Source organism: Frankia sp. Hr75.2 (assembly GCF_949319125.1).
In the GTDB taxonomy this organism is placed as follows: Bacteria; Actinomycetota; Actinomycetes; order Frankiales; family Frankiaceae; genus Parafrankia; species Parafrankia soli.
The window spans coordinates 1-1,127 of the sequence record NZ_CASGGV010000169.1 but is presented as its reverse complement, the minus strand read 5'-3'; the positions used below and the strand labels follow the sequence as shown (position 1 = coordinate 1,127).

General features: G+C 65.7%; 1 protein-coding gene and 1 pseudogene. Both read left to right on the top strand.

Annotation, left to right across the window (positions count from 1 at the left end):
• Nucleotides 1-32 precede the first annotated feature (32 nt).
• Nucleotides 33-626: pseudogene (locus tag AC559T_RS13735) on the top strand (oxygenase MpaB family protein); the annotation flags it as partial.
• 50 nt (nt 627-676) lie between these two features.
• The gene (locus AC559T_RS13730) at nt 677-1,072 is read left to right on the top strand and encodes a hypothetical protein (protein WP_235014317.1); all 396 of its coding nucleotides are present in this window, start codon (nt 677-679) and stop codon (nt 1,070-1,072) included.
• The last annotated feature ends 55 nt before the right edge of the window (nt 1,073-1,127 follow it).

Genomic DNA, 1,127 nt, shown 5'->3' with positions numbered 1-1,127 from the left:
GGTGGGTCTGGGACGACACCATCGACCGGGCGATGGCCTCCGTCCTCGACAACGGCCAGGTGCCCGCGGTCAATGCGGCCATCGGTCCCTGGGTCAACAACAACCATCCCCTGCCGACTGGTCTGCCGGCCGACGTCACCGCTTTCCTGCAGCAGTCCAACAAGTTACCGTCGTGGGCCGACGTGAGCCAGCTGCGTCGCGCGGCCGACTTCAACCGGCGCAAGGACACCTATCTGTTCATGCTGTATGGACTGGGCAGCGGAATCATGAGCACGGTCATCCCGCGCGAGGCCAGGTCGGTGTACTGGTCGAAGGGCGGCGCCGACATGAAGGACCGTGCGGCGAAGACCTTCACCTTCGGGTACGACCTGAGCCAGTTGAACGCCTTCGAGCCGAACGGGAAGTTCATCGTCACCGCGAACAAGACTCGGATGGTGCACGCCGCGGTCCGTCATCTCCTGCCGCAGTTGCCGCAGTGGAAGTCGGGGGCGACCGAGACGATCCCGATCAGCAACGGCGACATCCTCGTCACCTTCCACAGCCTGGGGACCTTCGTGCATTCCAAGCTGAAGGAATGGAAGATCCCGATGTCGACCGCCGATGAGAACGCCTTCCTCCACAGCTGGCAGGTGGCGATCTCGTTGCTCGGCGTGAAGGACGAGTACATTCCCAAGACGTGGGCCGACCGCACGCCCAGTCGGCCCAGGTGCTCTCACCGATCCTGCTGCCCACCACCGAGGGCAAGGCGCTCGCCGAGGTCCTGCTCGGGCTCGTCTCGCAGGTCGACCTGGGCGTCACGCGCGGCTTCCTCAACGAGTTCACCCGCTACGTGCTCGGCGACACGGTCGCCAACTGGCTCGCGCTGCCACGTGACCTGGCCTCGGCCGCGATCATCAAGGTCGGCTGGCCGGCGTACATCCTGTTCCGTGAGGGACTCCTCCCGCTCATGCCGGCCAACTTCTACCTCTTCGACCAGTTCATCCGAGCGGTGGCCATGGCGTTCCTCAACGGGGGCACCTCGACCCAGACCACTCCCGTCCAGATCCCCGACATCAACCGTCCCGCGGCCTGACGCCGTCGCCCAGCGCACGTCAGATGCCCTGCGGCGCCGGGTCCGCACGGCATCT